Annotated in this window: 22 protein-coding genes and 1 tRNA gene; 13 read left to right on the plus strand and 10 right to left on the minus strand. The window is 58.9% G+C overall.

Annotation, left to right across the window (positions count from 1 at the left end; all coding sequences use genetic code 11):
• Positions 1-110 precede the first annotated feature (110 nt).
• The 4 genes from gltS to gabP form a co-directional block, all read right to left on the minus strand.
• Entirely contained in the window at positions 111-1319 is a 1209-nt protein-coding gene (gltS, locus tag HBN68_RS19585) for a sodium/glutamate symporter (protein WP_094993211.1), read from the minus strand.
• 57 nt (positions 1320-1376) lie between these two features.
• Positions 1377-2315 (minus strand): formimidoylglutamase, encoded by a 939-nt coding sequence (gene hutG, locus HBN68_RS19590; RefSeq protein WP_094993212.1) that lies wholly within the window; start codon positions 2313-2315, stop codon positions 1377-1379.
• A gap of 19 nt (positions 2316-2334) precedes the next feature.
• Positions 2335-3060 carry an IclR family transcriptional regulator gene (locus HBN68_RS19595; RefSeq protein WP_094993213.1) on the minus strand — a complete coding sequence of 242 codons (726 nt, stop codon included), beginning with the start codon at positions 3058-3060 and terminating at the stop codon, positions 2335-2337.
• Positions 3061-3254: 194 nt separating this feature from the next.
• Positions 3255-4646 carry a GABA permease gene (gene gabP, locus HBN68_RS19600; protein WP_094993214.1) on the minus strand — a complete coding sequence of 464 codons (1392 nt, stop codon included), beginning with the start codon at positions 4644-4646 and terminating at the stop codon, positions 3255-3257.
• 545 nt (positions 4647-5191) lie between these two features.
• Between gabP and HBN68_RS19605 the strand changes: the two genes are divergently transcribed.
• From HBN68_RS19605 to HBN68_RS19625, 5 genes are read left to right on the plus strand one after another with little or no spacing between them, the layout of a single operon-like run.
• Positions 5192-5965: an ABC transporter ATP-binding protein gene (locus tag HBN68_RS19605; RefSeq protein WP_169964573.1), complete on the plus strand. Its 774-nt coding sequence runs from the start codon at positions 5192-5194 to the stop codon at positions 5963-5965.
• A 13-nt stretch (positions 5966-5978) separates the two neighbouring features.
• Positions 5979-6731 (plus strand): transporter substrate-binding domain-containing protein, encoded by a 753-nt coding sequence (locus HBN68_RS19610; RefSeq protein WP_169964575.1) that lies wholly within the window; start codon positions 5979-5981, stop codon positions 6729-6731.
• Positions 6732-6788: 57 nt separating this feature from the next.
• Positions 6789-7481 (plus strand): ABC transporter permease, encoded by a 693-nt coding sequence (locus HBN68_RS19615; RefSeq protein WP_094993217.1) that lies wholly within the window; start codon positions 6789-6791, stop codon positions 7479-7481.
• Positions 7481-8170 carry an ABC transporter permease gene (locus HBN68_RS19620; RefSeq protein WP_094993218.1) on the plus strand — a complete coding sequence of 230 codons (690 nt, stop codon included), beginning with the start codon at positions 7481-7483 and terminating at the stop codon, positions 8168-8170. The genes HBN68_RS19615 and HBN68_RS19620 overlap by 1 nt, the downstream gene beginning before the upstream one ends.
• On the plus strand, positions 8151-9383 hold the full coding sequence (locus HBN68_RS19625) for a methyltransferase (protein WP_169964577.1): 1233 nt from the start codon (positions 8151-8153) through the stop codon (positions 9381-9383). Before HBN68_RS19620 ends, HBN68_RS19625 begins: the two co-directional genes overlap by 20 nt.
• Positions 9384-9422: 39 nt before the next feature.
• Here HBN68_RS19625 and uraH read toward each other — a convergent pair whose 3' ends face one another.
• Both uraH and HBN68_RS19635 read right to left on the minus strand, forming a co-directional pair.
• Complete coding sequence (gene uraH, locus HBN68_RS19630; protein WP_094993220.1) at positions 9423-9833, minus strand: hydroxyisourate hydrolase; 411 nt, start codon at positions 9831-9833, stop codon at positions 9423-9425.
• Positions 9834-9857: 24 nt separating this feature from the next.
• Positions 9858-10337 carry a heme-binding protein gene (locus HBN68_RS19635; protein ID WP_094993221.1) on the minus strand — a complete coding sequence of 160 codons (480 nt, stop codon included), beginning with the start codon at positions 10335-10337 and terminating at the stop codon, positions 9858-9860.
• 136 nt (positions 10338-10473) lie between these two features.
• Between HBN68_RS19635 and HBN68_RS19640 the strand changes: the two genes are divergently transcribed.
• From HBN68_RS19640 to HBN68_RS19670, 7 genes are all read left to right on the plus strand, one after another.
• A complete protein-coding gene (locus tag HBN68_RS19640) occupies positions 10474-11148 on the plus strand; it encodes a heavy metal response regulator transcription factor (RefSeq protein WP_094993222.1) in 675 nt (224 codons plus the stop codon).
• Entirely contained in the window at positions 11141-12508 is a 1368-nt protein-coding gene (locus HBN68_RS19645; RefSeq protein ID WP_169964579.1) for a heavy metal sensor histidine kinase, read from the plus strand. The genes HBN68_RS19640 and HBN68_RS19645 overlap by 8 nt, the downstream gene beginning before the upstream one ends.
• 151 nt (positions 12509-12659) lie before the next feature.
• Positions 12660-12735, plus strand: a tRNA-Thr gene (locus HBN68_RS19650).
• Positions 12736-12881: 146 nt separating this feature from the next.
• Complete coding sequence (locus HBN68_RS19655; protein WP_169964581.1) at positions 12882-13928, plus strand: AAA family ATPase; 1047 nt, start codon at positions 12882-12884, stop codon at positions 13926-13928.
• 2 nt (positions 13929-13930) lie between these two features.
• Positions 13931-14428, plus strand: a complete 498-nt coding sequence (locus tag HBN68_RS19660; protein ID WP_169964583.1) for a hypothetical protein — start codon at positions 13931-13933, stop codon at positions 14426-14428.
• A gap of 211 nt (positions 14429-14639) precedes the next feature.
• Complete coding sequence (locus HBN68_RS19665) at positions 14640-17240, plus strand: autotransporter domain-containing protein (RefSeq protein ID WP_346010221.1); 2601 nt, start codon at positions 14640-14642, stop codon at positions 17238-17240.
• Positions 17240-18091 (plus strand): alpha/beta hydrolase, encoded by an 852-nt coding sequence (locus HBN68_RS19670; protein WP_262373528.1) that lies wholly within the window; start codon positions 17240-17242, stop codon positions 18089-18091. Before HBN68_RS19665 ends, HBN68_RS19670 begins: the two co-directional genes overlap by 1 nt.
• A gap of 80 nt (positions 18092-18171) precedes the next feature.
• Here the strand turns inward: HBN68_RS19670 and HBN68_RS19675 are convergent, their stop codons facing one another.
• Together HBN68_RS19675 and HBN68_RS19680 are read right to left on the minus strand one after the other, a co-directional pair.
• Positions 18172-19455, minus strand: a complete 1284-nt coding sequence (locus tag HBN68_RS19675; RefSeq protein WP_094993224.1) for an OprD family porin — start codon at positions 19453-19455, stop codon at positions 18172-18174.
• 247 nt (positions 19456-19702) lie between these two features.
• Positions 19703-20401, minus strand: a complete 699-nt coding sequence (locus tag HBN68_RS19680; protein WP_094993225.1) for a DsbA family protein — start codon at positions 20399-20401, stop codon at positions 19703-19705.
• A 260-nt stretch (positions 20402-20661) separates the two neighbouring features.
• Between HBN68_RS19680 and HBN68_RS19685 the strand changes: the two genes are divergently transcribed.
• Positions 20662-22734 (plus strand): TonB-dependent siderophore receptor, encoded by a 2073-nt coding sequence (locus HBN68_RS19685; protein ID WP_169964585.1) that lies wholly within the window; start codon positions 20662-20664, stop codon positions 22732-22734.
• A gap of 92 nt (positions 22735-22826) precedes the next feature.
• Here HBN68_RS19685 and HBN68_RS19690 read toward each other — a convergent pair whose 3' ends face one another.
• Both HBN68_RS19690 and aguA read right to left on the minus strand, forming a co-directional pair.
• Positions 22827-23027: a hypothetical protein gene (locus tag HBN68_RS19690; protein ID WP_094993227.1), complete on the minus strand. Its 201-nt coding sequence runs from the start codon at positions 23025-23027 to the stop codon at positions 22827-22829.
• 232 nt (positions 23028-23259) lie between these two features.
• Entirely contained in the window at positions 23260-24369 is a 1110-nt protein-coding gene (gene aguA / locus HBN68_RS19695) for an agmatine deiminase (protein ID WP_169964587.1), read from the minus strand.
• Positions 24370-24417 lie beyond the last annotated feature (48 nt).

Below are 24417 nucleotides of genomic sequence, written 5' to 3' on the forward strand. Positions count from 1 at the left end.
ACGCCCCGGCTACGGGTTGGCATCACTGCGGCAATCGCTGCCGGGGTCCGGGGCTGTGATCGATTGCGACGCGATCGGCCGCCTCGTACCTCGCCAGCCTATTGACCGGCTCAGGCAAACGCGTTGATGAACCAGGTGATCATCGGGATCGCCACGATGTCGATCAAGACCGCGCCACACAACGGCACGATGATGAACGCTTTGTACGAAAACACTTTGTAGTGATCGCAGATTGCGCCCATGTTGGCCACGGCATTGGGCGTGGCACCCAGCCCGTGCCCCATGAAACCTGCGCACAACACAGCGGCGTCGTAGTTGCCGCCAAACAGGCGAAACAGCACAAAGATGCACAGCAGCAACATGATCACCACTTGCACCACCAGAATCACCAGCAACGGCATACCGAGCTGTTCCAGCTCCCAGAATTTGAGACTCATCATGGCCATGGTCAGGAACATGCCCAGGCTGACATCACCGATGGTGCTGACCGCATGGTCGGGCAGTTCTACCGCCTGGGTACGGTCGTTGAGGTTGCGCAGCACGATCGCGACAAACATGGCGCCCACGTAGCTCGGCAACACAATGCCCAAGTGTTGCTGCAAGCTACCGCCCAGCCAGAAGCCCACCACCATGATCACCACGATGCAGGTCAGCAGGCGCAGTAGCGTAGCTGCGTCCAGCGCCGCAGGCGGTGTGTGGACCGCACCTTCAAACGCCTTAAGCGAGCCCGCGTCTTCCGCTTTGACACTCAGTTTGTTGCGCTCGATCAACCAGCGCGCCAACGGGCTGCCGAGCAAGCCGCCCGCCACCATGCCGAAGGTAGCCGCCGCGAGTGCTGCGGTGGTCGCCCCCACGGCACCCAGGTTTTCGGCAATCGGGCCAAAGGCCGCTGCCGCGCCAAACCCGCCTTCCAGCGAAACCGCGCCCGCCATGATGCCCAGCAACGGATCGATGCCCAGCGCCTTGGCCACGCTCACGCCGACCACGTTTTGCACCAGCGCCAACCCCCAGCACGCACCGAGGTAGATGAACAGCAGCTTGCCGCCCTTGCGTAACAAGCCCAGGCTGCCGCCCAACCCGACGGTGGTAAAGAACGCGACCATCAAGGGGGTTTGCAGGCTGGTGTCGAGGGTCAGGTCGAGCAGTTGCCGATCGCGCAACAGCCAAATCAGCAAGGCAAAGCCGAAGCCCCCGATCACCGGCGCGGGGACGCAGAGTTGGCGCAGCCAGTAACTGTGTTTTTTCAGTTGGGCACCCAGGCCCAGCAGGAGCAACGCGAGAGCGAGGGTGCTCAGCGCATCCAGTTGGAATGTCAGCATGGCGAATTTCTCTTTTTTTTATGATTCAACAAGCGGGTTCAGGAACGAGGGGAAAACTTAATTAATCAGGCTGGCCAGCAGCCGCGCGCCGATGCGGGCGGTTCGGTGGTCGATGTCGAGGCCGGGGTTGAGCTCAGCAATGTCGGCCATGCGCACTTTGCCGCTGGCCTTGGCGCGCCGCACCAGGTGCTCGACGATGTTCAGGTCGACGCCGTGCGCCGACGGGGCGCTCACGCCCGGCGCCTGGCTGGCAGGCAACACGTCCAGGCAAATCGTCATGTAGAGGTGATCCACACCCTCCAGAAAGTCATCCAGCGCGGTTTCCAGTGCGGGCATGTCCCAACTGTTCATGTGCCGGTCGAGGCGGTAACGCACGTTCAGCCGTTCGGCCTGTTCGAACAGGGCCTGGGTGTTGTTCAACTGGCTGACGCCCAGGCAGCAATACGCAAACGGCATATTGGCGCGCTGGCAGTACTCGGCGATTTGCCGGAAGGGTGTGCCGGAGCTGCTTTGCTCGGCGTGGCGCAAGTCAAAGTGCGCATCAAAATTGAGAATGCCAATGCGCGGTGCGGGGGTTTGCATGCGCAGGTAATCGGCCAGCCCGCTGAAACTGGCGAAGGCGATTTCATGCCCACCCCCCAGTCCCAGTGGCAAATGCCCTTGGGCCAGCAGCTCACTGACCTGCGCCGCGTAAGCGTGTTGTGCGCCTTCGAGGTCGCTGCCCACACAGGCTACGTCCCCGGCGTCATACAACGGCGCGCTGCCGTGCCACGCCAGATTGGCCAGCGCCGAACGCAAGGCCGGTGGCCCCAGACGCGCGCCTGTGCGGCCTTGATTGCGTTTGACGCCCTCATCACTGGCCAGACCAATGAGCGCCGCGCCCGCAGGCACATTCGGCAACAGCGGCTTGATCCATTGATGCCAGCGCAGGGCGCCCTGCCCTTCGGCGGCGTCAATACGGCCTGTCCACAGGGACATGTCAGGTACAACGGTCATGCGAAAACTCCCATTACATTCAATCCAGGCGAGCGCTTAAGCGCAGCGCGACGTCCTGCGTCCAACGGATCAGGCGCTCACTGCGTTGCTGGGCACGAAAGGCGGGGGCCATGAGGCTGATGGCGCCTTGCAGGCGCTCGCGGCTGTCGATCAATGGGGCGCTGACGCCCCAGATGCCGTCGTCGATTTCACTGAGGCTCACGGCGTAACCCTGAGCGCGGATCTGCTCAAAGCTGCGCCGGTAATCTGCGCACGCCGCCTCGTCGACGCCCTGGCCGTGCAGTAAGGCCAGGCTGTGAGCCGGGTCCATGTGTGCCAACAGCACACGTGCCGAAGCGCCCACCAACAGCGGCTGGGCGAGGCCTTTTTGGTAGCAGCAGCGCAAAGGTTGCGGGCTGTCGACCAATTCGATGCAGATCGCCTGACCGTTGCTGGGCACCATCAGCGCCACGCTTTCCTGGCTCAGGTCGGCCAGCCGTTTGAGTTCGGGCTTGGCCAGCGTGACCAGTACCGCCTCGCGGTCGAATTTTTTTGCCAACTGCAAACAGGCCGGGCCCGGCAGGTAGCGGCCCTGTCCGTTTTCTTCGGCCAGCCCCCAACGCAGCAAGGTTTTGAGGTGGCGGTAGGTGCTACTCAGTGGCTGACCCAGTTGCGCAGACAGCTCGCGGGCAGAGATGGCCTCGCCGGATTGCCCCAGCGTGACGAGGATGTGCAGCAAGCGATCTGTTGGCGTGTTGTTGTTCATTGTCGGCCCCATGCTCTTGATCGCATGGTGCACGGAGTTTCCCATTAGCTGAAATAGCATTCCCACAGAGTGAGAAATACCCCGCAGATAGTGATCAACGGTCGTGGCGGAGGGCGTTATTGAAGGCAAAAAAAGACCGCCATCCGTTTCGATGGCGGTCCGGGTGGAACTCAACCGCTTGAGCCGTCCTGGCGTCAGTTGAGTACCGGTGCCCCCATTCTTTCAATTCGACGACGACGGGCGACCAGCAGGCCCGCCGTGACCACAAAGAGGCTCAGCAAGCCGGTGGCGATGATCTCGACCTGATGCGCTTCTTGAAACAGCATGACGGTCAAAATTGCCACGATGAACACAATCACCGCCCACGTCAGGCCCGGAAACAGCCACATCTTGAACGCAATTTTTTCGCCCTGAGCGGTGCGCTTCTGACGCATGCGCAGTTGCGAAACAGCAATCACCAAGTACACCAACAAGGCGATAGCGCCGGAGCTGGCGAGCAGGAATTCGAACACCGCCGACGGCGCCACATAGTTGGCGAACACCGCCAGAAACGCAGCACCAGTGGACATCATCACAGCCCAGTAAGGCGTACCGCTGGTATTGGTACGCTTGGCCACAGCCGGGGCGTCACCGCGGTTGCTCAGCGAGAACAACATGCGCGACGAGGTGTAGAGCGCCGAGTTCAGGCAACTGGTCACGGCAATTAGCACCACGATATCGACGATCAGCTTGGCGTTCGGGATGCCCATGCGATCCAGTACGGTCTGGTACGAACCAACCTGCGCCAGGCTCGGGTCGTTCCACGGCACCAGCGCTACAACCAGAAAGATCGACACGAGGTAGAACAGGCCAATGCGCCAGATCACCGAGTTGGTGGCCTTGGTGATTTGCTTGCTCGGGTCTTTGGATTCCGCCGCAGCGATGGTGACGATTTCAGTGCCCATGAACGAGAACATGGTGGTCAGCATGGCGGCCAGTACCGCGCCCATGCCGTTGGGCATGAAGCCAACGGTGTCGACCAGATGGGAAACGCCGCTGACTTGGCTGTTGGGTAAAAGGCCAAAGATCGCCAATACACCCAAAATAATGAAGCCAATGATCGCCAGCACTTTAACCAGCGCGAACCAGAACTCGAACTCGCCGTAGTTCTTCACGCTGAACAGGTTGGTGGCGGTCAGCAATAAGGTGATGACCAGGGTAAACACCCAGATCGCCGTGTCCGGGAACCACGCGTGGAGAATGGTGGCGGCCGCGTTGGCCTCCAGCGGAATCACCAAGACCCAGAACCACCAGTACAACCAACCGATGGTGAAACCGGCCCAGTGACCAATGGCACGGTCGGCGTAGGTGGAGAACGAGCCGGTATCGGGTGAGGCCACAGCCATTTCGGCCAGCATGCGCATCACCAGCACAACCAGCGTACCGGCGGCGGCGTAGGCCAGCAGCACGGCAGGGCCAGCCTGCGCAATGGCGTGACCGGAGCCCACAAACAGGCCGGCGCCGATGACGCCGGCAATCGACAGCATGGTCACATGCCGTGGCTTGAGCCCTTGTTCCAGATGGTTAGAGGATTGCGTATTGCTCATTGCGACTACCTTTGATTGAAGCCATTCCGAGCACCTGCGTTGACTTTCGTAAAAAGTAACAAACACAGGCGTTTAGAATCCTTGACGCAATAAGTGAGCCAAAATGTGACAAAGTGCCGTTTTCTGCGGGCTGCAAAGGCACTTCGAAAAAATCGCAGTCGCTTTAGCGCAAGGCTTTGGATGTCATTGTTACCGTAACACTCAGTTACATCCCACCCAAACGCACCAACATTACCCATTTGCGCCCCATGAGCCCAAATCCGGTGCGCATCTTCGACCTTTAGTAGGTTCGTGCTTCCAACGAGTGGCCAAAACTGGCACCATCGCGACCTTTTTTACGCGATACCTGTCTGGTTCAAGGGCAAAACACCGGCTCGGTTGTTGTCAACGCGACAGTCTGCTGTCGCAATGCGACCAACGGCCACCGGTATGCTTTTTTGTGCCCGTGTAGCAGTTGGTGGCGCTTATAGCCCTATGCTAGCTTGGCCATCGCCAGGACGGCCGCCCAACAGCAGGATCGCACCCGAACACAATGAGGACCGCACATGGCTTTGGCCACGCCCGCGCTTGAAATCCGCAATTTGCACAAACGCTACGGCGAGCTTGAGGTACTCAAAGGTATCTCGCTGACCGCACGCGACGGCGACGTGATCTCGATCCTGGGTTCTTCCGGTTCCGGCAAGTCCACGCTGCTGCGCTGTATCAACCTGTTGGAAAACCCTCACGAAGGCCAGATCATCGTGGCCGGTGAAGAGCTCACGCTTAAAAAGGCCAAGAATGGCGAACTGGTTGCTGCCGATGGCAAGCAAATCAACCGCATGCGCAGCGAACTGGGTTTTGTGTTTCAAAACTTCAACCTGTGGCCGCACATGAGCATCCTCGACAACATCATCGAGGCGCCACGCCGGGTACTGGGGCAAAGCAAAGCCGAGGCCATTGAAGTGGCAGAAGCGTTGCTGGCCAAGGTCGGCATCGCTGATAAACGCCACGCCTACCCCTCCGAGCTGTCCGGCGGCCAGCAACAACGTGCCGCGATTGCGCGCACGCTGGCCATGCAGCCCAAGGTGATTCTGTTCGACGAACCGACATCGGCACTTGACCCGGAAATGGTCCAGGAAGTACTAAGTGTGATCCGCGCACTCGCTGAAGAAGGCCGCACGATGCTGCTGGTCACCCACGAGATGGGGTTTGCCCGTCAGGTGTCCACCGAAGTCGTGTTTTTGCACCAGGGTCTGATCGAAGAGCAAGGGTCGCCTGAACAGGTTTTTGATAACCCGGTTTCAGCGCGCTGCAAACAATTCATGTCCAGCAACCGCTAACGGAGCAACACGCATGCAGAACTATAAAAAGTTTCTTCTGGCCGCTGCCGCCACGCTGGTGTTCAGTGCGAACGCTTTGGCTGTGGATAAGTACAAAGTCGGCATTGAGGGGGCTTACCCTCCGTTCAATAACAAGAACGCCAGCGGCGAGGTCGTCGGTTTCGACTACGACATCGCCATGGCCCTGTGCGCCAAAATGAAGGCCGAGTGCGAGGTGGTGACCTCGGACTGGGACGGCATCATCCCCTCCCTGAATGCCAAGAAGTACGACTTCATCGTTTCGTCGCTGTCGATCACCGACGAACGCAAAAACGCTGTGGATTTCACCGACCCGTACTACTCCAACAAGCAGCAGTTCGTGGCCAAAAAAGGGGTCGACTTCAAAACAGACATCGACTCGCTCAAAACTAAAAAACTCGGTACCCAGCGTTCGACCCAGGCCGCGACCTGGCTGGAAGACAACATCGGCGGCGACATCTCGCTCTATGACACACAGGAAAACGCTTACCTCGACCTGTCCTCTGGCCGGGTAGATGGGCTGCTGGCCGATAAGTACGCGATTTATGGCTGGTTGAAAGATGACCCGGCAGGCAAAGACTACGAGTTCAAAGGCGAGCCGATCAACGAAGACGACAAAGTCGGCATTGCGCTGCGCAAAGGCGAAACCGACCTGCGCACCAAGTTGAACCTTGCCCTCAAAGAAATCAAAGAAGACGGCACCTACAAGAAGATCAACGACAAGTATTTCCCATTCAGCATTGAATGACCTGCCTGACCGGCGCTCCGCAAGGCTGCGCCGGTCCCTAGCAAAGCCTGCCTATTTATGACTATCGACTTATACGGATTCGGCCCGGCGCTTGCCGCTGGCGCGCTGATGACCGTCAAACTGGCACTGACGGCGCTGTGTCTGGGCCTGGTGCTGGGTTTGCTCGGCGCATTGGCCAAAACCTCCCCATACAAGCCTGTTCGCTGGCTGGGCGGCACATATTCGACGCTGGTACGCGGCGTGCCAGAACTATTGTGGGTGCTGCTGATTTATTTCGGCAGCGTGAATGCCGTGCGCGCGCTGGGCGAGTTCATCGGCATGCCCGACCTGACCCTCAGCGCCTTCGCGGCAGGTGTCATCGCGTTGGGCCTGTGCTTCGGCGCGTATGCCACTGAAGTGTTTCGCGGCGCCATTCTGGCCATCCCTAAAGGCCACCGCGAGGCGGGTCTGGCGCTGGGTTTGACCAAACCACGGATTTTCACCCGGCTGGTCTTGCCGCAAATGTGGCGTATCGCCCTGCCCGGACTGGGCAACCTGTTCATGATCCTGATGAAAGACACTGCGCTGGTGTCGGTGATTGGCCTGGAAGAAATCATGCGTCAGGCCCAAAACGCCGTGACCTTCGCCAAACACCCGTTCACCTTCTACATGGTGGCTGCCGTGATGTACCTGGGCCTGACGGTTCTGGCCATGGGTACGATGCATGTGCTTGAAAAACGCGCAGCGCGCGGCTTTGTGAGGAGAACGTAATGGTCTGGGAACTCTTCATCAAGTGGCTGCCCAAGCTGATTCAGGGCGCGACCCTGACCCTCGAATTGACCGCGCTGTCGGTCATCGCCGGGCTGATCGTCGCCATCCCGCTGGGCATCGCCCGTTCGTCCAAGCTGTGGTACGTGCGCTCGCTGCCTTACGCGTACATCTTTTTCTTCCGGGGCACGCCGCTGCTGATCCAGCTGTTTCTGGTGTATTACGGCCTCGGGCAGTTTGAAGCCGTGCGCGACAGTGTGTTGTGGCCATACCTGCGCAGCCCGTTCTGGTGCGCGATCATCACCATGACCCTGCACACGGCGGCGTACATTGCCGAGATCCTGCGGGGCGCGATTCAGGCCATCCCGCCGGGTGAAATCGAAGCTGCCCGTGCGTTGGGCATGTCGCGTTTCAAGACCCTGATCCACATTGTCCTGCCCCGCGCCGCACGCATCGGCCTGCCTGCCTACAGCAACGAAGTGATCCTGATGCTCAAGGCCAGTTCGCTGGCGAGTACCGTGACCCTGCTGGAACTGACCGGCATGACCCGCACCATCATTGCTCGCACGTACCAGACGGTGGACATGTTCCTGATTGCCGGTGTGATCTATCTGGTGATGTCGTTTGTGCTGATTCAGGGTTTCAAACTGCTGGAGCGCTGGTTGCGCGTCGATGCCTGCCAGGGCCGTTAAGCCGGACGTGTTGCGGGGTGAGTCGTTGCTCGCCCGCTTCCGCGCACTGGACACCTTCCTCAGCCAACATCAACACCTGTGGCGCCCGCGTCCATTCACGCAACTGAATCTGCCGTGGGAAGCGCAACACCCCGAACTGGCGCAGTGGCTGCGCCAGCGTTCGTTACAGGACGCCGAAGACAGCCACAACCAACCTCACGCGTTGCCCGCCCCCGCGCCGTTCCCGATGCTGGCTGCGATGTCGCACGCCTTGAGCGCCGTCACGTCCTTGCCGACGCAGGCGTTCAGGCCAGCATTGCCGCGTTTGCAGGTCGACGTGCCAGGGCGTAAATGGCAGCAAATCGACGCCTTCGCCCAGTGCCTGACGTTTCAAAACGCCCCCACTCATTGGCTGGACTGGTGCGCAGGTAAAGGCCATTTGGGCCGCCGTCTGCTCAGCTCAGGGCAGCAATTGACGTGCCTGGAATACGACCCGGCGCTGATTGAGTCCGGGCACTTGCTCAGCCAGCGTCACCACCTCGATGCCCGCCACGTGCAACAAGACGTGCTCACGGCCGAGGCCGCCGCACAGTTGACGGCCGACATGACCCCGGTGGCGCTGCATGCCTGTGGCGACCTGCATGTGCGACTGTTGCAACTGGCGAGCGCCGCAGGCTGTGGACAACTGGCGCTTTCACCCTGCTGTTACAACCGCATCAGCACCCCCAGCTATCAACCGTTATCCACAGCCGCCCGCGCTTCGAGCCTGTTGCTGTCCCGGGAAGACTTGAGCCTGCCCCTGAGCGAGACCGTTACCGCAGGCAGCCGCGTACGCCGCCAGCGTGATGAGTCGATGGCGCGGCGTTTGGGGTTTGATTTGTGGCAGCGTCAGGCGCGGCAATGTGACGAGTACTTATCCACACCGTCATTGCCGAGCACGTGGCTGAGCAAGCCATTTTCTGTGTATTGCGAGGCGTTGGCGGCGCTGAAAAACTTATCCACAACCGGCGTCGAAGACTGGACTGCACTGGAAAAGGCGGGATGGCAGCGGCTGGCACAGGTACGCAACCTGGAATTGGTGCGCGGCTTATTTAGGCGCCCGCTGGAGTTGTGGCTGGTGCTGGACCGGGCGTTGTTCTTGAGTGAGCGCGGCTATGACGTGCAACTGGGCGCATTCTGCGACAGCCACCTCACCCCGCGTAACCTGATGCTGCTGGCGCAGCGCTGTGGATAACTGACGCCAGCATGGGGCCTGCCTTTAGGGCTACAAGGCCTAGGAGCCGCGGTAAGTCGAGAAGCCGTACGGGCTCAGCAGCAGCGGGATGTGGTAGTGCTGATCGACGTTTTTCACGTCGAAAATCACCGGAATCTCAGGGAAGAAGGTGTCACGTCCGGCTTTTTTGAAGTAGTCGCCGGTCTTGAACACGACGCGGTACTCGCCGGTTTCCATGGCTTTTTTGGCCGGGAACAGCTCGCTGATACGCCCTTGTTCGTTGGTCACGCCTTGCGCCAGCGGCTTCCAGCTTTCACCAACGTGCTGCTCCAGCGTCACGTTGACACCCGGCGACGGCAAGCCGTTTTCGAGGTTCAACACATGCACGCTCAAAGGGTTGCCTGCGGCCAGTGCCAGGCTGGACACTGCGCTGAGGCTCAAAGCGGCCATCGTCATACGTAAAGATTTCATCGGTCATCCTCCAATTAATAACAATTAACGCTCAATCGTCAGGCCAACGGCGTGAGCGGCTTTGATTGCACATGCCTCGTCCTGCTCGGCCCCACCGGCACCGGCCACGCCCAACGCTCCTACCAGTTCATTGCCGGCAAACAGCGGGACACCGCCGCCCAACAGCAGCAACTCCGGGATGGAATTGAGGTTAGAGGCTTCGGGGTTGGTGCGTGCCCGCTCGGCAAACAGCCGGGTCGGGGTTTTGGTGGACAGCGCGGTGTAGGCTTTGCGCTGGCTGGCCAATAAGTTGTGCGGCCCGACACTTTCAGGTCGCATGGTCACCAGTGCGTTACCACCCCGGTCCAGCACGCTGAAAGCGCCGGTGCAGTGCGCGAGGGTGGCATCGGCCAATTGCCGCGCCGTGGTCAGATCCAGCTCCGCATGCCGCGGCAATGCAGGGGCGGCCTGAGCGTTGAGGGCGACGACCATGGCAGCGCCTGACAGCAGGGTTTTCAGCATCATTGGGCTTGCTCCTGAATGAATGACACCACCTTACCCGGCGCTGTTCGTCAGAACCCCGTCAGTTGGATTACAAGTTTGTAATAGGCAACACTCGCGAAGGCGCCTAGCCTGTGCAGACGATTGATCGAGGTGTGCGATGCGTTTGTTAGTGGTGGAAGACGAAGCCAAGACTGCGGATTTTCTGGCCAAGGGCCTGAAAGAATCTGGCTTTGCAGTGGATGTGGCGTTGAACGGGCTGGACGGGCGTTACTTTATCGAGCAGCAGGAATACGACCTGGTGATTCTTGATGTGATGTTGCCGGGGCTCAATGGCTGGCAGTTGCTGCAATTGATCCGCCAGCGTGGCGCCACACCGGTGTTGTTCCTGACGGCCAAAGACGCCATCGAGGATCGCGTGCGCGGTCTTGAGCTGGGCGCCGACGACTATCTGCTCAAGCCCTTCGCCTTCGCTGAACTGCTGGCACGGGTGCGCACCCTGTTGCGCCGTGGTCCGATGCGTGAAGCCGAGTCCTATACCATCGCTGACCTTGAAATCGACGTATTGCGCCGTCGCGTCAGCCGGGGCGGCCAGCGCATCAGCCTGACCAACAAAGAATTCGCGCTGTTGCATTTACTGGCCAGCCGTCAGGGCGAAGTGCTGTCACGGACCCTGATCGCTTCGCAGGTCTGGAACCTCAACTTCGACAGCGACACCAACATGGTCGAAGTCGCTGTGCGCCGATTGCGCTCCAAGGTCGACGATCCCTACATGCCAAAACTTATCCACACCGTGCGCGGCGTCGGTTATCAACTGGAAGCGCCCGATGAGTAAATCCATCGCCTGGCGACTGGCGCTGGCGATTGCATTGACCTGTGCGCTGGTGCTGAGTGTGATCGGGGTGTTTCTGTATCGCTCGCTGGCGTCGGAACTGGCGCTACGGGACGATCAGGCCTTGCTCGGGCGACTCGAGCAGATGCGCGCCTTGCTCCACGACAGTGACAGCCTCGAAGCCCTGCAAGCACGCCCGCGCCTGTACCAGAACATGCTGGGCAATCAGGACAGCGTGCTGCTGGTAAAACGTCAGGATGGCGGGCAAGTCATCGCCATCAACCCGCATCAACAAGCCCTGCCCACGCTGCCGCCCATCGCCAAAGACCGTGCGCCACAGCGGGCCGACATCCAGACCCTGGATGCCACCGTGCTGTTGGCGGGCATGGCGCAAGGGCCTGCGGGCGAAACCTTGAGCGTGATGGTGGGTAAACGCCTGGAAGAGCGCGAGCACATCCTCGCCCGCTATCGCCTGAACTTGTACGTCGCCATCGGGCTGGGCACGTTGCTGGCCTTTGCTCTGGGCGGCATGCTGTTGCGCCGAGGCCTGAAACCGTTGCACACACTGGCGCAGGCCATGCGCGGCATCAACCCGCGCAGCCTAGACCAGCGCATGGCTGTGGATAACGTACCCACCGAACTCAAAGAACCCGTGCAGGCGCTCAATGCCATGCTGGCGCGACTGGAAGACAGCTTTGAGCGACTGTCCCAGTTCTCGGCTGATCTGGCCCATGAGATCCGCACCCCGCTGCACAACCTGCTGGGCAGTAACAGCCTGGCGCTGAACCAGTCGCGCAGCCCGGCGGAATATCAGGAAGTGCTGGCCTCGAACATCGAAGAGTACGAACGCCTGAACCGCATGGCCGAAAACCTGATGTTCCTCGCCCGCGCCGAACACGGGCAACGTCCGTTGCACCTTCACCCGCTGAATCTGCGGGACGTGGGCGAAGAGCTGTGCGATTACTTCGATGCCCTGGCCGAGGACCGTCAACTGCGCCTGGACAACCAGCTCCACGGGATGCTGACGGCGGATCTGCACTTGCTACAACGGGCCTTGAGCAATCTGATGGCCAATGCCGTGCGCCATGCCGAGCCGGGTTCAACCGTCAGCTTGCTGCGACGGGATGAACCGGGTTATTGCTGGATCGGCGTACACAACACCGGGCCGACCATCGAACCGCAGCACTTGAACAAATTATTCGACCGTTTCTACCGGATCGACCCGTCGCGAGCAGAACCGGGGGACTCGGGTGGTTTGGGGCTGGCGATCGTGCGCTCGATCATGCGCTTGCACGACGGCGAAGTCCGGGTCAGCAGCGACGACAGCGGGACGTTATTTGAGTTGGGATTTACCAACGCGTAATGCCCAAATTTGCTGATCTTTTGGGGCCATGCGAGCGCTTTAAAAACACTCGCAACCCCGATGGCGCCAGCGTTGCAGCAGATACCGTGAAAATAGTCTGATATCAGGGGTTTACAAGCCAAAACATCCCGGTATACTCGTCGCCCATAACGCCGGTATAGCTCAGTTGGTAGAGCAACTGACTTGTAATCAGTAGGTCCCGAGTTCGACTCTTGGTGCCGGCACCATACGAAACACCGAAAGAGGCTCACCGCAAGGTGGGCCTTTTTTGTTTTTGGGGTTTAAGTCCTGATTGGCAACGGCTATGTTTGTCAGCACGGCTTATATCTGAGCTCCAACGTGATGTAGCGCAAGTTTCTATCTCGGGGACATTATGCTTAAGCAGCTCGACATCAAAGAGTTCACGGTATTTGAAGAAGCGAACTTACGCTTCGGCAAACAACTCAACGTGATTATCGGTGAAAACGGTGCAGGCAAAACGCATCTGTTGAAGCTGGCTTACGCAGGTCTCGCTACCTGCTGGGAGGAAGGAAATAAGCCACACCTTGCACCTTCAGCCCCAACCAAGACCATTTTGCAAAAAAGCCTCGCGGACAAATTAATCGGCGTGTTTCGCCCTGAAACGCTGGGGCGCCTTGTTCGGCGTAAACCCGGTCGCGGCCGTTGCGACGTAAAACTCTCCTTTACTGACTCCAAGCATGACCTCGCGTTCGGCTTTGCTACCAATAGTAAAACTGAAGTAGGCATAGAATTGCTCCCTGACCAATGGCTGCAAACAGCGCCGACTTATCTACCCACTCGCGAACTGCTCACCATTTACCCGAATTTCTTGGCAGTGTATGAAAACCACTACCTTGAATTTGAGGAAACGTGGCGAGATACCTGCCGTTTGCTCGGCGGACTCATGCGTAAAGGACCAAAGGAAAAGCGCATTCGCGAGTTGCTTGCACCGCTAGAAACAGCCATGCAGGGAAGTATTGAGCTGGATAAAAGTGGACGTTTTTACTTGCGTAACGCCAACGGTCTTATGGAAATGCCATTGGTTGCTGAAGGTTTGCGAAAACTTGGAATGTTAGCCCGCCTGATCAGTACAGGTGCACTACTGGATCAGGGTTACTTGTTTTGGGATGAACCAGAAGCCAACCTTAACCCGAGCCTGATCAAGCAAGTGGCCAGAACGATTGTCGAACTCAGCAATAGCGGTATTCAGGTATTCATCGCCACACACAGTTTGTTCCTGCTGCGGGAACTAGAAATACTGCTTGCTGAAAAACAGCTCGACACGTCCTTCTTTGGCCTGCATGCCGGTGCACATGGCATTTCCGTACAACAAGGCGCTAGCCTTTACGACATTGGCGATATCACCGCGCTAGAAGAGAGCCTTCAGCAGTCCGATCGCTACTTGGCTCTGGAGGATTGAACATGCCGATACTGGATGTCGATGGACTGATATTCACCTTCCCTGCTACCTGGCAAGCCAGCAAGTTTGATGAGTGGTCCTTTTACAGGCACCACTTCCTCACACTGCGCAATAACCTGCAAGCCGTCGATATTCTGGCGATTTCCCCCCAACAAGTCGCTTTTATGGTGGAAGTTAAAGACTATCGCCACCCTCAAGCAGTCAAGCCTTCAGCGTTGGCAGAAACCATAGTCAACAAAGTTTTATGTACGTTGGCAGCGCTACTGCCAGCCCGACTGCATATCAACACACCCGTTGAAGAACAAAAGTTAAGTATGTCCGTACTGAAATGCCAGAGGCTTCACGTCATTGTTCACATTGAACAACCGACTGCTCACCAGCCACGGGTAGACTTGGCCGACCTGAAACAAAAACTTAAAACCCGACTACGCGCCATTGATGCCCATCCAAAAATCGTCAGCATGGCCAAACCCCTTGGTATGGCCTGGCAAGTAACTTGAAGGTGCCATTCACCGGCCTCCTATGACGATATCGGTTGCATCACCTGCAGTGACGCAGTGAAGGGTCGACATCATCCACTAGTGTTAATTAGCCATCATCTCCTTTAATATCGCCGCGCTTTTGCGTGCATGGCGCTTAGCCATCATTCGCTTTGAAAAAGCACATGCACGGAAGCGCCTGGATTATCAGCCGATGTTTAAGGAAGAATTTGTGTCCTCTGTTCTATTCCGTAAAAGCCTGCTTGCCCTCGCCATCACTGCCTGTGCCGTGCCTGTTCAAGCGCAAACGCTGCAACTGACCGATGCTGGCATGACCCTTGAACGCCAGCAGTTCAGCGAAAACGTCGAAATCACCGGGTCGATGAACCACTCTCAAGAGGGCGTCGAGGCGCTTCATATCCTGGGTTCCGACTTCGCCAAAGACCTGGTCTTCAACGCCACCATTACCTCAACCCATAGCTCGGGTGGCGGCATCGACATGGACAGTTGGTACAACCCCAACCCGTCGAACGGTGACGTGATGTGGGCCAACAATACGATCGGCGGCAACCTGATCAATAAAGGCAGTGTCAGCTCCCAAGGCAATGGCGCAACCGCGTGGTTGATTGATCCGGCCGTGGTGGGCGGTGATGTCATCAACGAAGGGTTGTTGAGCGCTAAAGGCGAACCGGATGTGGGCGAGGACGACCGTGACGTCTCACGGGCTGCGTATATTTCTGGCTCGACGCATATCAACGGTGATTTCAAAAACACCGCCTCGGGCAAGATCATCGCCGAAGGCACGGGCGCCAAAGCCTTTCAGATGGAAGGCGGGCAACTGGATGGCCGTCTTATCAACAACGGGCTGATTCACGTCACCGGCGAAGGCAGCACTGCCATCGATGTGACCAGTTCCGAACGCTGGAACGGCGTGAGTAACATCAATGACCGCGCTGATGTGCGCGGCATCGAGAACAACGGCACTATCATCGCCACCGGCGAAGATGCTGAAGGCATCCGTGCCGACGGTGTCAGTTTCGCCAGCGAGCAAGCCCACATCGTCAACAACGGCGTGATTCAGGCACAAGATGCCGCCATTGTAATCGGCGGTTTTGATATCGATGGCGTCAATCAGGGCGGCGCGCTGAACGTGGTCAACAACGGCACCCTCTTGTCTCAAGACGAAGCGGTAGATGCCTCGGAAAGCGACGGCCGTGTTTACCTGACACTGGGCGACGGCAGCAAGACCACCGGTAACCTGATCGACCTGAGCATGATCGAAGTGACCGGTAACGCTGCGTTCACAGGCACCGACACCACGGCAGACGGCGCCAACATCCGTATGAAAAATAATGGCTGGGTGGATGTCGGCAGCACGTCGTCGCCCGCGCACCTGGACCTCGGCCTGCCCCACACCACGCTGGATGGCAACCTGTACGTGGCCGGTAATTCGTCGCTGGGGCTGAACCTGAGCGCTGCCACCGATGCCCGCCGCCCTGTGCTGGCCGTCAGCGGCACAGCCGAATTCGGCAAAGGTTCGCAGATTCAGCTGGCCGCCAAAGGCAACGACTTCCGCACAGAGGGCACCACTTACACATTGGTGCAAGCCAACGAGCTGCAAGACAACGGGCTGAGCGTCACCAGCAGCTCGTCGCTGCTGAATGTCGACAGCTACGTGGTTGAGAACAATCAGATCGTAAGCAAGGTCACTGCCAAAGGCGCGGCTGAAGTCGGCAATGTGATCGCTGACATCGGCGGCTCGCATAACGCACAACAGGCTGGCGCGGCGTTCACCGAAGTCACCCGCCAATTGGCACAGCTCAGCCCGCAAGACCCGCTGTTTCAGCACTACGTCAACGCTTCCAACAACCCTGAAGCGCTGAAAAAACTGGCAGAACAACTGGCGCCAGATGTGAACGGCGGCGCCACCCAGGCGGCGACCACCAGCCAAACCTTGATCAGTAACGTGACGGGCAACCGTACCGGCGGCGGACGCGGCCTGTCGTCTGGCGACACGCTCAAAGAGACCGGCGTATGGGTGCAAACCCTGTACAGCGATGCCAATCAGGACATGCGCGATGGCGTGGCCGGGTTTAATGCGTACAGCCGCGGGATCGCGGTCGGCGCAGACGGCAAGCTCAACGATCAGCTGACGCTGGGTCTGGCGTACAGCTACTTGAACACCGATGTGAACGGCAAAGCGGGCAGCAAAACCGAAGTCGACAGCCATGCATTCACCCTGTACGGCGGTTTTGAGCAAGGCAATTACTTCGTTGACGCGGCGCTGACCTACGGCATGAACGACAACGACAGCCAGCGCAGCATCGGTAACACCAAGGCCAAAGCCGACTACGACAGCAACCTGTTCGGCGTGAACCTGGTGGGCGGTTACACCTACCACATCACGCCCGACCTGCTGATCGAGCCACGCATCGCTGCGCGCTACAGCCTGGTAGATATCGACGGCTACCGCGAAAAAGGCTCGTCGGCTGCATTGAAGGTCAAGGATCAACGCTACGAAGTGGCAGAGCTGGGCGCAGGCTTTCGCGTAGCAGCCAGCTACCCGCTGGGCCAGGGCACACTGACGCCGCAAGCCAAGTTGATGGCGTTCCACGATTTTGCCGCGGATGAAGCCAGCAGCACCTCGACCTTCACCCTCGGTAATACGCCGTTCGTGACCAGCGGTGCCAACGCCGTGCGCAACAGCTATGAAGCCGGTGTCGGCGCCGATTACCGCCTGGGTGCCGTGACGCTGGGCCTGAGTTACGACTATGTCGGCAAATCAGGTTTCGACGCCGATACCTTCTCGGCCAAAGTGCGTTACGACTTCTGATGAAGCCTTCAGGCCCCAACCCGCGCTCGCGGGTGGGTGTCTGGCCGTTGGGCATGGCGTTGTTGTTTAGCGCCCTGCTCGGCGGTTGTCAGACGCCACTTCAGGCGTTGCAGGAACAGGCATCACGCCAGCAGCAACGGCTTGATGTTATCCACACCCCGAATTTTCCCTTGATGCTGGCCCTGCCCTCGCCAGCGCCCGTTTCGTCGCGCATTCGCGTGTACCTGGAAGGCGACGGCCATGCGTGGGCGACGCCCCGTCAGCCAAGCCTGGACCCCAGCCCTCACGACTTGATGATGGCACGCCTTGCATTCAGCGATCCCGTGCCGAGTGTGTACCTGGCGCGTCCGTGTCAGTTTGTCAGCGCCCGCGCATGCACCCCGCTGATGTGGACGGATCGGCGTTTCAGCCCTGAGGTGTTGTCGAGCCTCGATCAGGCACTGGATCAGATCAAGGCACGGCTGGGCAATCAGGACTTTGAGTTGGTGGGGTATTCGGGCGGCGCTGCGTTAGCGTTGCTGCTGGCCAGCCAACGCGAGGATGTGGCGCAGGTGCAGACGCTGGCCGGGAACCTCAGCCCGCGTCAGTGGGTGGCGCTGCAACAGCTCAGCCCGCTGACCGGATCGCTTGAGCCACTGGACAGGCGCCAGCGTTTGACCCGGATCGTCCAGCGGCATTTTGTGGGCAGCGATGATCGAATCGTGCCGCCCGGGCTACTCGTTCGCTACCGTCACGCACTGGGCGCTGCACGCTGCCTGCAATCGGTTGTGGTGCCCGGTGCCAGCCACGGCAGCGGTCTGGAACAGGCCTGGCGCCAGTGGCGCGATCAACCGATTCTCTGTCAGCCCTGAAAACCAAAACGCCCCGACCGGTGATCCGGCTCGGGGCGTTTTTCGTTCAGCGGTTCGGCCTGCAGCGCAGGCCGGCGGCATCAGAATACGTTGATCGGGTAATCAACGAAGATGCGCAGCTCGTTACCTTCTTTGTTGTACTGGTCGGCGTTGTTCGACACGCGCAACCATGAGCCGCGTACACGCACGCTCAGGTCTTTGACCGGGCCGCTTTGCACGACGTACTTGGCCTGGTTGTAGATTTCGCGCTCGGTGCCACGGCCACGGTCGGAACCGTCGTCGATGTTGCTGCCGCGCACGTAAGCGATGTTGTAGGTCAGACCCGGAATGCCCACAGCGCCGAAGTCGAAGCCATAACCCAACTGCCACGAACGCTCGTCTTTGGCGTTGAAGTCGGACCAGTAGGAGTTGGCCAGCAAGATGGTGTTGCCGCCGTCGCCCACGCCGCCTGCGTTGCGGTAGCCGCCGTAGGGGTAGCCGATTTCGCCGGTGCTTTGCTGGTACGCCAGGATCAACGAGTGAGCGCCGAACGCGTAGGTGGTCGCCAGGCTCCAGATTTTGTTGTCCTGACCGTCGACTTCCAGCACATCGCGCGCGTAATCGGAGTTGACGTGGGTGCGGTAGCCGTTGAAGTCAAACGTCAGCGACTGTTTGTCTTGCAGCGGCAGCACGTAGGTCATGCCCAGGTATTGCTTGCGCAGCACGTCTTCCATGTCGGAGGCGTACAACGAGGCGGAGAAGTTATCGGTGAACTTGTAGCTACCGCCGAACACGTTGATGCTTTTCAGGTCGCCGCTGTCACGGGCGTCGGCGCTTTTACGCGACTCGGCGGTGAAGCGACCGACGTTGAGTTCCAGGCCGTCGATTTCTTTGGAGGTCAACAACGTACCGGTGAAGCTTTCTGGCATCAGACGCGAGTTGTCGTACATCAGCACCGGCAAGGCAGGCATCTGGTCGCCGTACTTGAGTACGGTGTTGGAGACGCGGAACTTCACCGCAGCGCCGGCCTTGGCAATGTCTTTGGCCGCTTTGCCGCTATCGCCAACCTTGAAGAAATCGATACCGCCAGCGCCACTGAGGTTACCCTCGCTGCCCAGACGCAGTGCGTAAATGCCGAAAGCGTCCACACCCACACCCACGGTGCCTTGGGTGAAGCCGGAGGTGAAGGTGCCCAGGAAGCCTTGACCCCACTCGGCTTTGCGGTCTACGCCGTTTTTGTAGTCGCGGCTAATGTAGGCGTTGCGCGCCAGCACATTCAGATGGCTGTCTTCTACAAAACCTTTTGCGTCAGCTTGATCGTTAGCCATGGCCTGGGTAGCACTGAGTACGCCCAACGCGAGAAGACCTATCCGTTTGTTCAACATATTATTTTCCTTATTGCTGGATAAAGGCGCGCTGTGGGTTTCAAGCTGAAACATTGAGTGGTGGTTGCTTCACATAAACAAAAAAGGCCGGCACAAAGACACAATGCTGGCCTTTCGAAGAGTTGGTGTATGGCTTATAGCCACAGGCGTTGGCAGGAATCCTATCCGCCGTTACATCCGGGTGTCAATTTGATGAAACTTCCATCGCCTTTGAATGTCAGGCGATCCATTGCCACCACGCCCGGTATTACTCCGCACACCCATCCAGACCGCAGGCTGGCGCCGAGTTGGAAGGCTTATGGGCACCAGTAGCGGCCAGTTGTCGCAGCCATTGGGCGAAGGCCTGCGGGTTGCCCAGCCAAGGGCTTATATCCACAACCTGATACAGCCTCTCACGCTCAAGCACCAATGTCGGAAACCCTTGGCCGCCCACATCGGCCAGTAACCTGCGACTGGCCTTGAAGTGCGCGCGCGTGACCTCGCCGTTGCACGCGTCATACGCCGCGAGAAACGCATGCACATCCAGGCCCATTTGCGCCGCCACGGCCATCAGCACGTCTTCATCTGCAATCCGGCGCCCTTCGACATAGTGAGCAATCTGCAAACGCCCCAGCAGGTCAAGACCGCGCCCGGCCAATTGCTCGGCGGCCAAGACAGCCGTGGTGGGCGGCGCCGAATCGAAGACCGCGCTGGTGTCGCGCAACAAGCCATCGAAGTAGGCGTCGCCAAACACCTGCCCGGTGTGTTCGGCAATGCGTTTGTCATGGGGCATTACATAGTCACGCAACTGCGCGGACACCGGACGCCGATGACTGTCGATCATCATTCCGCCGCTGTGGGCGACCACCGGCAAAATGGCACGGGCAGCGTCAATCAATGGCTTGGCGCCGTAGCACCATCCGCACAGGGGGTCGTAGATGTAGTGCAAGGTCGTAGCAGCGGTCATGAACAGTCTCAAGCGAGGTAAACATCAGGTGGCAAGCCTAGCGCCGAGACGTGCCCTGAAAAAACGCTGAAAGGGTGCTTAGTGTATTTCGTGAATCGTTCAGATCCAGTGTTTACTACGGGTTAATCGATACAGCAACATTCAGACACAAACTTTCCGCTGAAGCAACTGGTAATGATAAACAGATACCAACAAGAACCATTATCATCCGCGACCTAAAAAATAATACTCGCTTTAACCTTCACGGAAGTTTCTCAACCATGCGTTCCCTCTGCCGCTTTACGCCCTTTAAATTGGGGCTGTGTGCATGCCTGTACGTCGGATTCAGTAGCGCTGCCACCACCCTTCCCGAAACCTCGGTCAATGCCACCGAAACCGACCTCGATGACCCGCGGGTCAAAGAGGTCACGACCGCGACCCGTACCTCAACACCCCCGCGGTATGTGCCGCAAGCCATTGATTCGGTCAAAACCAGCAACCTGATGGATTACGGCATCAACACGCTGGGCCAGGCCTTGAGCGGCATTCCCAACGTCAGCAGCACGGCGGACACCCGCTTCGACAGCTTGCGCATTCGCGGCTTTGACGCCAGTAACGACTTTTACCTCGATGGCATTCGCGACGACAGCCAGTACGTGCGCGACTTGCACAACATTGAACGCATCGAAGTGCTCAAAGGTCCGGCCGCCGTGCTGTATGGCCGCGGCAGTCAGGGCGGGATCGTCAACCGCATCAGCAAAATGCCTCAATACGGGCGCCCGTCCAGCATTCAGGCGCAAGGAGGCACAGACGATTTTCGCAGCCTGTACGCCGACCTCAGCGCCGACCCGAGCGACACCCTCAGCCTGCGCTTGAACATGGGCAACGAAGACAAAAACAGCTTCCGCGATCATGTCAGCGGCAACCGCCAACTGTTTGCGCCGTCGATGAGCTGGCAAATCACCCCGGACCTCAATTGGTTGGTGCAGTACGAATACAGTCGCTACAACCGCACCCCGGATCGCGGGATCCCGAGTGTTGACGGACGGCCTGCCGATGTCAGCCGGGGTACTTCGTATGGCGGGCAGAACGACTTCATCGACGACAAGACCCAAAACCTGCGTTCACGGCTCACCTATGAATTGAACGGGAACTGGCAACTGCGCCACACCCTGGGCATTTTCACGCTCGACAGCCAGTTCGAGAACACCTACCTGACCGGCTACGACGCCAAGACCCGCAAGGTGAGCCGCCAGAGCTGGCAGCAAGACATGACCACCCGCAACGTCTTCAACAACCTCGAATTGGAAGGTGTGTTTGATACGTTCGGGTTGGAACACCGCCTCCTGACCGGTCTGGAGCTGGGCAGTCAGCGCCGTGACCCCAAGCTTTACAGTGCCAAGGGCGTGCCCGGCGTGGACCTGTACAACCCGGATCGCCGCCTTCGCCCGACAGGCCCGATGGCGCTGTCCAGTGACAACCACACTGAAGTCGAAAGTCAGGGCCTGTATGTACAGGACCAGGTCCGCCTCAACGACCAATGGCAGGTACTGGCCGGTTTGCGCCATGACCGGTTTGAAGTCGACACCACCAGCAACCTGAAAAGCATTTCGCAAACCCGTAACAGTCACGGCACCAGCCCGCGCCTTGGGGTGGTCTGGACGCCGCTGGAAAACCACACGTTCTATGCCTCGTGGACTAAAACCTTCTCCCCGGTGGGCGGCGGTTTGATCGGCATCACGCCGGGAGCATCGGGCAACACCAACGACCTGAGCCCCGAGCTGACCAAGCAAAAAGAAATCGGCGTGAAAAGTGACTGGCTGAACGAGCGGCTGAGTACCACGCTGGCGGTCTACGAACTGGCGCTTTACAACCGCCGCACCAAAGACCCGGAAAACCCGGAAATCACGTTGCTGTCAGGCTTGCAGCGTTCGCGGGGCATCGAGCTGACGGCCAGCGGCAAATTGGGCGGCAACTGGTACATGCGCGGGGGTGTCGGCGTGCAGGACGCCACCGTGGTCAAGGACAACAACGGCTTTGAAGGCAAGCGCATCAATGGTGTGGCCAAGCGCAACGGCAGTCTGTTCCTGACCTGGAAACCGGAAATGGGCTGGTACGCTGAAACAGGTCTGACGCTGGTGGGGCAGCGCTATGCCGATAACCAGAACACTGTAGTGCTACCGGGTTATGGCCGTTGGGATGCATTGGCGGGATATCGGGAAAAAGAGTGGGAGGTCAGCGGCGCGTTGACCAACCTCACTGACCGCGACTATTACGCGTCCGCCACCAGCGGTTCGCAAATCATGCCCGGCGAACCCCGCAGCTTGGTGGTGACTGGCAAATACAGCTTCTAAACGTTGAACCTGTAACCGTGGCGAGTAACGCGGGGTTGCCTGGGGCACCGCCTTCGCGGTCTCGTGCCTCGCCAGCGGCGACAGTCAACGTTTCAACTCATCAACACACCCGACAGGGCCTCCAGTTCTGCCTCGCTGAACAACCCGGCCGGGTAGCGTTCGCGAAGAAGTTGATAGGTAGACTGGCCTGGCTGGTTGCAGGGTCCTTTGCGTTTAAACCAATTGGCCAGAACGACAAGCGACTCGTGACTCACAGGTTGTGGTCGCGAACCTCGCTCGCAAAATACGTTCATGACAGCGCTCTCCAGGTACTTGAGCGGCAAATGTACTCAAGGTGTGTGACAGAACATCGCCGCGAGTAGCGCGACATGCCCGGCATGGCTCCCTTTCAAGATTTTTAACAAACTCTTTTACAGAATTTATACGCGTAATTACGGACTCATTTTTTGACCTGAAACAAAAAACCCGCCGTTATTACAAACGGCGGGCTTTTTATTCATTCAACAAAGCTACAAGGCGTCTGGGTCAGGCCTTGTGGGGCGCTGGCTGTTGTTGCGTCAGGCAGTGAATATTGCCGCCACCCAACAACAACTCGCGACCCGGCACCATCACCACTTCGTGTTGCGGGAAGAGGTCTTGCAGGATGGCCTTGGCCTGGGCGTCCATCGGGTCATCGAAGCTTGGCGCAATGATGCCGCCGTTGACGATCAAAAAGTTCACATAAGAACCGGCCAGTCGCTGCGACGGGTGGCGGTCCTGGCTGCCCACCACTTTGTCGACGCCATCGCACTCTTCCTGGGTGGCATACAGTGGCCCCGGAATCGGCATTTTATGCACCACGAATGGGCGGCCTTTAGCGTCGGTGCTGGTCAACAGCACATTCATCGCCGCGTGGCAGCGCACATAGTTCGGATCGCGCTCGTCGTCGGTCCAGGCCAGCAACACTTCACCGGGGCGCACGTAACAGCAGAAGTTATCCACATGGCCGTCGGTTTCGTCGTTGAACAGACCGTCCGGCAGCCAGATGATTTTGCTCACTGCCAAATTGGCGCGCAGCACGTCTTCGATTTCTTCGCGTGACAAATGCGGGTTGCGGTTGCGATTGAGCAGGCACTCGGCCGTGGTAATCAGCGTGCCTTCGCCATCGACATGAATCGAGCCGCCCTCGAGCACGAAACGCTCGGTGTAATAACGCGGGCACCGCTCGATTTCCAGCACCTTGCTGCCCACCTGCTGGTCGCGGTTCCACGGCGCATACAGACCGCCTTCAAAACCGCCCCATGCGTTGAAATCCCAGTTCACGCCGCGCACTTCGCCGCTGTCGTTAATGACGAAGGTCGGGCCGCTATCACGCACCCAGGCGTCATCGCTGGACATCTCGACCACACGAATATTCGGCACATCCAAGCGGGCACGGGCATTTTCGTACTGACCGGCCGACACACAGACCGTCACCGGCTCAAAGCGCGCAATGGCCTTGGCCACAGCGGCGTGCGCGGCCTGAGCGGGCTTGCCACCCAAACGCCAGTTGTCCGGGCGCTCGGGCCAGATCATCCAGGTTTGGGTGTGCGGCGCCCATTCGGCCGGCATGTAAAAACCGTCTGCGCGGGGCGAACTGTGCAAAAGAGTGGTCATTGAAATCAGGGCTCCAAAAATCCGTCGAGGTTGGGTTGAGCCAGCGCA

It is taken from the genome of Pseudomonas sp. WS 5078 (genome assembly GCF_012985745.1).
Lineage (GTDB): Bacteria > Pseudomonadota > Gammaproteobacteria > Pseudomonadales > Pseudomonadaceae > Aquipseudomonas > Aquipseudomonas lundensis_A.

What these genes read in the sequence shown, in the direction of transcription:
- HBN68_RS19655 (WP_169964581.1), top strand. Translation starts at nt 12,882, where the DNA reads ATGCTTAAGCAGCTCGACATCAAAGAGTTCACGGTATTTGAAGAAGCG.
- HBN68_RS19605 (WP_169964573.1), top strand. Translation starts at nt 5,192, where the DNA reads ATGGCTTTGGCCACGCCCGCGCTTGAAATCCGCAATTTGCACAAACGC.
- HBN68_RS19595 (WP_094993213.1), bottom strand. Translation starts at nt 3,060, where the DNA reads ATGAACAACAACACGCCAACAGATCGCTTGCTGCACATCCTCGTCACG.
- HBN68_RS19685 (WP_169964585.1), top strand. Translation starts at nt 20,662, where the DNA reads ATGCGTTCCCTCTGCCGCTTTACGCCCTTTAAATTGGGGCTGTGTGCA.
- gltS (WP_094993211.1), bottom strand. Translation starts at nt 1,319, where the DNA reads ATGCTGACATTCCAACTGGATGCGCTGAGCACCCTCGCTCTCGCGTTG.
- hutG (WP_094993212.1), bottom strand. Translation starts at nt 2,315, where the DNA reads ATGACCGTTGTACCTGACATGTCCCTGTGGACAGGCCGTATTGACGCC.
- HBN68_RS19615 (WP_094993217.1), top strand. Translation starts at nt 6,789, where the DNA reads ATGACTATCGACTTATACGGATTCGGCCCGGCGCTTGCCGCTGGCGCG.
- gabP (WP_094993214.1), bottom strand. Translation starts at nt 4,646, where the DNA reads ATGAGCAATACGCAATCCTCTAACCATCTGGAACAAGGGCTCAAGCCA.
- uraH (WP_094993220.1), bottom strand. Translation starts at nt 9,833, where the DNA reads ATGAAATCTTTACGTATGACGATGGCCGCTTTGAGCCTCAGCGCAGTG.
- HBN68_RS19640 (WP_094993222.1), top strand. Translation starts at nt 10,474, where the DNA reads ATGCGTTTGTTAGTGGTGGAAGACGAAGCCAAGACTGCGGATTTTCTG.
- HBN68_RS19675 (WP_094993224.1), bottom strand. Translation starts at nt 19,455, where the DNA reads ATGTTGAACAAACGGATAGGTCTTCTCGCGTTGGGCGTACTCAGTGCT.
- HBN68_RS19690 (WP_094993227.1), bottom strand. Translation starts at nt 23,027, where the DNA reads ATGAACGTATTTTGCGAGCGAGGTTCGCGACCACAACCTGTGAGTCAC.
- aguA (WP_169964587.1), bottom strand. Translation starts at nt 24,369, where the DNA reads ATGACCACTCTTTTGCACAGTTCGCCCCGCGCAGACGGTTTTTACATG.
- HBN68_RS19620 (WP_094993218.1), top strand. Translation starts at nt 7,481, where the DNA reads ATGGTCTGGGAACTCTTCATCAAGTGGCTGCCCAAGCTGATTCAGGGC.
- HBN68_RS19670 (WP_262373528.1), top strand. Translation starts at nt 17,240, where the DNA reads ATGAAGCCTTCAGGCCCCAACCCGCGCTCGCGGGTGGGTGTCTGGCCG.
- HBN68_RS19680 (WP_094993225.1), bottom strand. Translation starts at nt 20,401, where the DNA reads ATGACCGCTGCTACGACCTTGCACTACATCTACGACCCCCTGTGCGGA.
- HBN68_RS19610 (WP_169964575.1), top strand. Translation starts at nt 5,979, where the DNA reads ATGCAGAACTATAAAAAGTTTCTTCTGGCCGCTGCCGCCACGCTGGTG.
- HBN68_RS19635 (WP_094993221.1), bottom strand. Translation starts at nt 10,337, where the DNA reads ATGATGCTGAAAACCCTGCTGTCAGGCGCTGCCATGGTCGTCGCCCTC.
- HBN68_RS19660 (WP_169964583.1), top strand. Translation starts at nt 13,931, where the DNA reads ATGCCGATACTGGATGTCGATGGACTGATATTCACCTTCCCTGCTACC.
- HBN68_RS19625 (WP_169964577.1), top strand. Translation starts at nt 8,151, where the DNA reads ATGCCTGCCAGGGCCGTTAAGCCGGACGTGTTGCGGGGTGAGTCGTTG.
- HBN68_RS19645 (WP_169964579.1), top strand. Translation starts at nt 11,141, where the DNA reads ATGAGTAAATCCATCGCCTGGCGACTGGCGCTGGCGATTGCATTGACC.